Genomic DNA, 6,869 nt, shown 5'->3' on the forward strand with positions numbered 1-6,869 from the left:
GGCGTTGCGAATCGAGTGACACTGCTCTCGGGGCTATCGTTAATGCCGGCCGCGCGCAGCGCTGATTCGAGCGCAACGGCTGACTCTGCCCGCCGCGTCGGCAGGTTCGTCACGTTCCAGTGATCGACTTCGCCCTTCACCTGCCTGATGACGCCTTCGATATCCTTGCCGTTCATCGCGCCGAAAACCGCGTAGGTGTACGGGAAATATCCCATGTTGCCGAGGTTCTGTGCCAGAACAGCTGCGGCGTGCGGGTTGTGCGCGATGTCGAGAATGATCTGCGGCTTGCCCGGCAGCACCTGAAACCGGCCTGCCAGCTCGACGTTCGCGAGGCCCAGCCGGATGTCCTGCGCCGTGACTGGAATGCGCTCGCGCAGCGCTTCAAGCGCAGCAAGCGCTGCCGAGGTGTTGATCAGCTGGTTGGCTCCGCGCAGCGCAGGATAGGCGAGCGCTGCGCGCCGCTGCGACCGTCCGACGTAGCTCCACTGCTGGCGCTCGTTGCCCGGCTGCGCTGCGTAGCGGAAATCACGGCCGACCAGCCATAGGTCCGCACCGATTGCCTGAGCATGATCAATGAGGCGCTGCGGCGGCGCCGGATCGCCGCATATCGCCGGCTTGTCCGCGCGGAAAATGCCCGCCTTCTCGAAACTGATCTTTTCGCGCGTATCGCCGAGGCAGTCGGCGTGATCGATGTCGATGCTCGTCACGATCGCGCAGTCCGTCTCAATCATATTGACCGCGTCGAGCCGACCGCCCACACCCGCTTCGAGGATCACTGCATCCAGCCCGCGCGATGCGAAGAGCCGCAGGATCGCCAGCGTTGTGAATTCGAAACACGTCAGCGAGACCGGTTCCGTCTGGCTCGCGCGCGCTCGTTCCACCGCTTCAAACTGCTCGAGCAGGTCGACGTCGGATGCGTCAATGCCGTTCACGCGCGCCCGCTCGTTGAACGCCAGCAGATGCGGCGACGTATAACAGCCCACGCGATACCCTGCGCGCAGAAGAATCGCTTCGAGAATCGCACAGGCGGAGCCTTTGCCATTCGTGCCGCTGACTGTAATCACCGGGCAATCGAAGGCGAAGCCAAGCGCGTTCTTCACTTGCGCGACGCGGGCTAAATCCATTTCGAGGCCGACCAGTTGCACGGCTTCGAGGTGCGCGAGCCATGTGTCAAGGGTGGGGAAAGTAGTCATGGGTTCGGATATCTCGGAAAACGGGAGCAAGGGAAAAACACTGCGCAGAAGCCTTTCGTTTATAGAACGATACTGAGAGCAGTATCCGGCGGCGCTAGTACAGTGCGCTCACGCCTGCAGGATCCCGATGATTTGCACTTCGAACGCCAGCGCCTCACCCGCGAGGGGGTGATTGAAATCGAACAGCGCGGAGGTTTCGCCGACCGCCTTCAGCACGCCTGCATACCGTCCGCCCCGCGGTGCGTTGAATTCGATAAGATCGCCCGGAGAAAAGTGCTCGCCGAGCATGCTATGTTCGCGCAGCGTAGCAAGCGACACGCGCTGGATCAGATCGGGATTGCGCGGTCCGAATGCTTGCCCTGGCGCAAGCTGGAACGTCGAATGGTCGCCAACCTTCAATCCCAGCAAAATGTCTTCCAGCGGCGGCGCCAATTGACCGGCGCCCAGCAGCAGCGTGGCTGGCTGATTGGTAAAGGTGTTCATGACTTCGCCGCCATTGGCTAGCGAAAGCCGGTAGTGAAGCGTAACGTGTGAGCCAGGTGTCACTTCGGAGATTTTGAACATGCTCATGAGCCAGGTTGTAGTTGTTCAGTGAAAGAGATGAAGATGCGTATGAAGTTCTGTCCGGGTCACGATCGCCAGTTGAAGAAAGAACATCCATCTGGACTGTTTGTACAGGCATCATGTTGGCGGGCGGTCGTCAGTGCTTGACAGCGACGACCTTGCCGCGAAACAGGTAATACTGGTACAGGTTGTACGCGATCATGATCGGGAATACAGTGCCGATACCGAAGAGCATGAAGATCAGCGTCGGGCTATCGGAGGCGGCCCCCACCACCGTCAGCTGACCCGGCACGATGTACGGAAACAGGCTGATAGCGAGACCCACGAAGGACACGACGAAGAGAATTGTTGAGCCCACGAAAGGCCCATGTTCTCCGCGCATGCGAACCGAATAGAGCACATAGGCAAATGCGAGTGCAGCGAAGACCGCGAGCGCGATCAGCACATCAAATACGCCATGATCCTGCCAGCGTGTGATGCCCACGGGGCTGAATTTCACTGTGGCGAACGAAACCAGCACGGCGGCGATGACGGTCGTGAATACTGCAAAGGTCGAGTAGCGACGCGCGGCGCTTTCGATCTCGCCTGTCGTCTTCTTGACGAGCCAGGTAGCCCCGAGCAGGCAATAACCTGAAACCACGCCGATGGCTGTGACTATGACGAATGCGAGACTATGGCCGCCTGGCACGAAACCCGTCAGTACCTTTCCGAGCACGACGCCCTGGCTGATGGCCGCGAGCAGACTGCCGAGACCGAAGACCCGGTCCCACAATGTCTTGCTGGTATGCGCAGAATGGCGAAACTCGATGGCCGCGCCGCGCATGATGAAGCTCGCGATGAGCACCATCACAGGCCCATACAGGTCCGAGAGGATCATGGCGTAGGCGTCGGGGAACGCGCCGAAGAGCGCGCCACCCAGCGCGACGAGCCAGGTCTCGTTGGCATCCCATACATGGCCGATGGATTGAATCATCAGGTCGCGGTCGCTGTCACGGTCACGGAGCAGTGTGAGCATGCCGACGCCGAGGTCGAAGCCGTCGGTGACCACGTACAGCACGAGCATCAGGCCGATCAGGCCAAACCACGCATGGTTCAGAAGGTCCTGGGTAGATGAGGGAATCATTGTGTTGCCTCTTGATCTGACGAAACGAAAAAGCGTGTGTGCGTTTAGTAGTCGATGGCGTGCAAACTCGCACGCTCCGTGGATTCGGGCGCCGGCGTCAGCGTGAGATCCGGACCGTTCCGGAGCCAGCGGCGCGCGTAGTGAAAGAATGACACAAGCAGGATCACGTAGAAGACTGTGAACATCACCATGCTGCCGGTGATTGCCGCTGAAGAGATTGCCGACGCAGCGTTCCCCGTGCGCAGCAGCCCATACACAACCCACGGCTGGCGCCCCACCTCGCGCACGATCCATCCGCATTCCACCGCGACATATGGCAACGGAATGGCCAGAACCCACGCGAGAAGCAGTCTGCGTTGCGCAAGTAGTGCATCGACGCAGCCGCGCGCCTTCCGTAACGCATAGACGGTCCAGAACGCCAGCACCATGAACAGGAAACCGATGCCTGCCATCAAGCGGAATGCGTAGTAGAGAAGCGGGAGCATCGGCGGCTGGTCGGCAACGGGTATGTCCTTAAGCCCCTTCACCTGGCCGTGGAGACTGTGCGTACCGAGAACGCTCAACAGGCCCGGCACTTCGAGCGACCAGTCATTGCCCTGCTTCGCCGCGTCGGGCCATGCGAGGAGCGACCAGCTTGCGCCCGTGCCCGGCGCATTCGTTTGCCAGTGGCCTTCGAGCGCGGCACCCTTCGCGGGTTGCGTCCTGAACACGTCGACGCCGCTCGAGTCACCCAGCCAGATCTGTACGGGTGCGACGATGGCGAGCACCACCAAAGCCACCTTGAACGAGCGAACGAAGAACTCCGGATTTCGACGCTTCAACAGGTAGTAAGCGGAAATGCCGGCCACGACAACGAAACCCGTCTCCAGCGCGGCGAACCACATGTGCGACACGCCCCACACCATATCGGGGTTGAAGATCGCCTTCAGATAGTCGGTGACAACGAGCTTTCCATCGACTACCGCCACACCCGCCGGCGTTTGCAGCCAGGAGTTGGCGACCATGATCCAGAACGCGGATAACGTCGAACCGAGCGCAACCATTGCAGTGGCGAACAGGTGAACGCCCTTCGGGACCCGTTGCCAGCCGAGCATCATGATGCCGACGAAGCCGGCTTCGAGCATGAAGGCCATTGCGCCTTCAAAGCCGAGGATGTTGCCAAAGAACTGCCCGGTGTACCGCGAAAACTGGCCCCAGTTGGTACCAAACTGGAACTCCATCGGAATGCCGCTGACGACGCCGACAGCGAAGTTGAGCACCAGCAGCTTGCTCCAGAAACGCGCATGCCGGTACCAGACCAGGTCACTCGTTTTAACCCACAATACCTCAACAACCAGGAGAAAGGCCGACAGGCTGATTGTCAGGATAGGCCACAGGATATGGAAGATTGCGGTCATCGCAAACTGGCCACGCGCGAGATTCAGAGCTTCGACATTCATGTCAATCACCGGACAGATCGATGTTGAGCGCACCGTAAAAGCGCTCCGCTCAACAGGTAGTAGTGGGACTCATCGGGCGGGTGCCATCACCGCTCGGGATAACGAGACGAGTATGGTTCTTCGCATGCCACATTCCAATATATCGACTGTATGGATATCAATATCTTTCAGTGAATAACGCCGTCCCGCGGCGCCTGCGCCTCTGTGTCATTTCGCCGCCTCCTGTGCGACGCGCGTCGCTCGTGCGCGCGGCGCCGAGCCGACGGGCTGATCGCCGCTCTTTTTCCTGACAGGATCGGGACCGCGTGCCATGCAGGCGCATGGCTGCCGGTGCGAAGAAATGTTGGATGAGACGATCGACCGGCCTGTGCGACCGGGTCGTCTATCGTGGTACAGGACTACTGTGGGGCGTCAATGAAGGGCACAACCGGACAGAAGCGGGACAGAAGCGCGGGGAACGGCGAGATGCGTCGCGGCGTGGTGTTGTCCGCTGCGACTCGTCTCGCACGATGACCCTTATCGGCTCAAGTAAGGCGAACTTTCGGCCGTACCAGACCGTTGATCTGCTCCGCGGTCCATAGCAACGTTGCTTTGCTGACGCCGTGTAACGCCTTCTGGTGCCTGCGATAAAGCCACGCGTGCCCCAGATGTGCCGCGCGTCCGCGGATGATGCCGCCCTTGAAGAGGCCGAAGCGCCCCACCGTGCCAAACGCGTTGTAGTCGCTCAACGTCACCAGCGAACCGAAGTCGCGAAACACAAACTCCGGCAGCGGCTTTCCTTCCAGCCAGCGCGGCAAATGACGCGCGAGGTGCTCCGCCTGTTGCGTCGCGACCTGCGCGGTCGGGGGCAGCGGACGTTCATGGCCTTCGGGCGTGAGGCTCGCGCAATCACCTATGGCGAATACATGGTCGTCGCGCGTCGTCTGCAACGTCGTGTCGACGATCAGTTGGTTCGAACGATTCGTCTCCAGTCCCGCGAGGTTGCTCACGAAGTCTGCCGCCTTGATGCCCGCAGCCCAGACCATCAGGTCCGCCTCGACAAACGAATCGTTGTGACGAAAGCCATTGGCATCGGCCGACGTGACTTGCGTCGAGGTCATCACGCGAAAGCCGATACGTTCGAGCTGCTGCTGGCTCGAATCGGAAATCTGCGGCGGGAAAGCCGGCAGCACGCGCGGACCGCCTTCGAGCAGCGTCAGGGACAGCCGGCTGCGCATGGATGGATCGCCATAACGCGATGCAATCTCCAGCAGGCGGCTCAGCTCCGCCGACAACTCGACGCCCGTAGCACCCGCGCCGACCACCGCCACGCGCAGCGCTTCGTCCCTCGCGACACTCCGAAGGACGTGGTTACGCAGTACGCGGTTGAAGTTTTCCGCCTGCTGCTGGCTGTCGATGAAATGACAATTCGCCTTCACGCCCGGCATGCCGAAGTCATTCGCCCGGCTGCCGAGTGACATCACCAGCACGTCGTAATCGACGGTACGAGGCCCAATAATGACCTCGCCCTCCGGCGTGCGGATCTCGCCGAGTTCGACGCGGCGAAGCTCGCGGTCCAGCCCTCGCACTTCGCCAGGCAAATAGGTAAATCCATGTTCGCGTGCGTGCGCGAGATAGACAACCTGCTGCTGTTGAACGTCCCGCGTGCCCGCGGCAATCGTGTGGAGCATCGGCTTCCAGATGTGCGTCTGGCTGCTGTCGATCAGCGTGACAGCGGCACGCCCGCTACGACCCAACTGGTCGCCAAGTCTGGTCGCAAGCAGAATCCCTGCGATGCCGCCGCCCGCGATGACAATCTGAACCGGCTGAGACATGGGTTTTTCTACAATAAGGATTGAATGATGCTGGCGTGCCACGGCCGCAGCGAGGGACTCGCCATGCGGCACGAGTCCGATACGCTGCCGGCCTGCACAATCGCATTGTCAACATGCCTTGGCGACGTATGGCCGAACCATCTTGGCCGGATCCACGACGCGGTTGAAAGTCTCTTCATCGACGAAGCCGAGTTCGAGCGCAGCCGTCTTCAAGGTCAGATCGTGATGCATCGCGTGGTGCGCGATGGCCGAAGCGCGGTCGTAACCGATAACCGGGACCAGCGCCGTCACCAGCATCAGCGAGCGGTCGACATCCTCCTTGATCCTCTTCAGGTTCGGCCTCGTGCCTTCCACCAGGAAGCGCCGGAAGTTCGTGCAGCCGTCAGCTATCAGCGTGATCGACTGCATCAGATTGAAGATAATGAGCGGCTTGTAGACGTTCATCTCGAGATAGCCGCCAGCGCCGCCAAAACCGATTGCGACGTCGTTCGCCATAACCTGCACGGCGAGCATCGTGAGCGCCTCGACCTGGGTCGGATTGACCTTGCCTGGCATGATGGATGAACCGGGCTCGTTTTCAGGGAGAATGAGCTCGGCGTATCCCGCGCGCGGACCGCATGACATCAGGCGAATATCATTGGCGATCTTGTAGAGGGAAACCGCCAGCGAACGGAGCGTACCGGAGAGTTGCACCAGTGCATCATGGCTGCCCTGCACGGTGAATTTGTTGGGCGCA

At 60.7% G+C, this 6,869-nt stretch carries 6 protein-coding genes; all 6 read right to left on the reverse strand.

All coding sequences use genetic code 11. The features are described from left to right. A partial coding sequence (locus VMJ11_RS30655; protein WP_325624629.1) for a folylpolyglutamate synthase/dihydrofolate synthase family protein occupies window positions 1-1,193 on the reverse strand: 1,193 nt, incomplete at its 3' end. A 108-nt stretch (window positions 1,194-1,301) separates the two neighbouring features. Then, window positions 1,302-1,763, reverse strand: coding sequence for a peptidylprolyl isomerase (locus VMJ11_RS30660; protein ID WP_325624630.1), 462 nt, complete (start codon window positions 1,761-1,763; stop codon window positions 1,302-1,304). A gap of 130 nt (window positions 1,764-1,893) precedes the next feature. Then, complete coding sequence (gene cydB, locus VMJ11_RS30665) at window positions 1,894-2,880, reverse strand: cytochrome d ubiquinol oxidase subunit II (RefSeq protein ID WP_325624632.1); 987 nt, start codon at window positions 2,878-2,880, stop codon at window positions 1,894-1,896. 44 nt (window positions 2,881-2,924) lie between these two features. After that, window positions 2,925-4,319 carry a cytochrome ubiquinol oxidase subunit I gene (locus tag VMJ11_RS30670; protein ID WP_325624633.1) on the reverse strand — a complete coding sequence of 465 codons (1,395 nt, stop codon included), beginning with the start codon at window positions 4,317-4,319 and terminating at the stop codon, window positions 2,925-2,927. Window positions 4,320-4,843: 524 nt separating this feature from the next. Beyond that, entirely contained in the window at window positions 4,844-6,133 is a 1,290-nt protein-coding gene (locus tag VMJ11_RS30675) for an NAD(P)/FAD-dependent oxidoreductase (RefSeq protein WP_325624636.1), read from the reverse strand. Window positions 6,134-6,241: 108 nt separating this feature from the next. Next, a partial coding sequence (locus tag VMJ11_RS30680) for a lyase family protein (RefSeq protein WP_325624634.1) occupies window positions 6,242-6,869 on the reverse strand: 628 nt, incomplete at its 5' end.

It is taken from the genome of Paraburkholderia sp. (assembly GCF_035501035.1).
Classification (GTDB): Bacteria; Pseudomonadota; Gammaproteobacteria; order Burkholderiales; family Burkholderiaceae; genus Paraburkholderia.

Bases quoted from the DNA above. Each gene is read 5' to 3' on its own strand.
- VMJ11_RS30660 (WP_325624630.1), bottom strand. From the start codon at position 1,763: ATGAGCATGTTCAAAATCTCCGAAGTGACACCTGGCTCACACGTTACG.
- cydB (WP_325624632.1), bottom strand. From the start codon at position 2,880: ATGATTCCCTCATCTACCCAGGACCTTCTGAACCATGCGTGGTTTGGC.
- VMJ11_RS30670 (WP_325624633.1), bottom strand. From the start codon at position 4,319: ATGAATGTCGAAGCTCTGAATCTCGCGCGTGGCCAGTTTGCGATGACC.
- VMJ11_RS30675 (WP_325624636.1), bottom strand. From the start codon at position 6,133: ATGTCTCAGCCGGTTCAGATTGTCATCGCGGGCGGCGGCATCGCAGGG.